The following is a 705-nucleotide window of genomic DNA, read 5'->3' on the forward strand; positions in this document are numbered from 1 at the left end:
CTTGCGTTTGGTAACGACCCAGACTATGACCGTCATGGTATCGTGACGCCGAAAGGTTTGATGAACCCGAACCATTTCTTAGCGGTTTGTATCGACTACCTATACCGTCATCGTGATGCGTGGGGTAAAGATGTTGCTGTTGGTAAGACGCTGGTTTCAAGTGCACTTATTGACCGAGTAGTAGCCGACTTAGGTCGCGAACTGTGTGAAGTGCCTGTCGGCTTCAAGTGGTTTGTAGATGGCCTTTACACTGGCAAGTTTGGTTTTGGTGGTGAAGAGAGCGCTGGTGCCTCTTTCCTACGTAAAGATGGAACACCATGGTCAACAGACAAAGATGGCATCTTACTATGTTTGTTAGCGGCAGAGATTGCTGCGGTAACGGGTAAAAACCCACAAGAATACTACGAAGAGCTTGCCGCTAAACACGGTGAGTCTAAGTACAATCGTATTCAAGCGGTAGCGAATGGACCTCAAAAAGATGTGTTGAAGAAACTGTCGCCAGAAATGGTTGCAGCAGAAACACTGGCAGGTGATCCGATTACGGCGCGTCTAACACACGCTCCTGGTAACGGTGCGGCGATTGGCGGATTGAAAGTGACGACTGAAAATGGTTGGTTTGCTGCTCGTCCATCGGGTACGGAAGACATCTACAAAATCTATTGTGAGAGCTTCAAGGGTGAAGAACACCTAAAACAAATTGAAACT

General features: G+C 47.7%; 1 pseudogene. It reads left to right on the top strand.

The features are described 5' to 3' along the window. Positions 1–705, top strand: a pseudogene (locus R7Q48_RS27455) (phosphoglucomutase, alpha-D-glucose phosphate-specific); the annotation flags it as partial.

The sequence above is a fragment of the Vibrio sp. 378 genome (assembly GCF_033339435.1).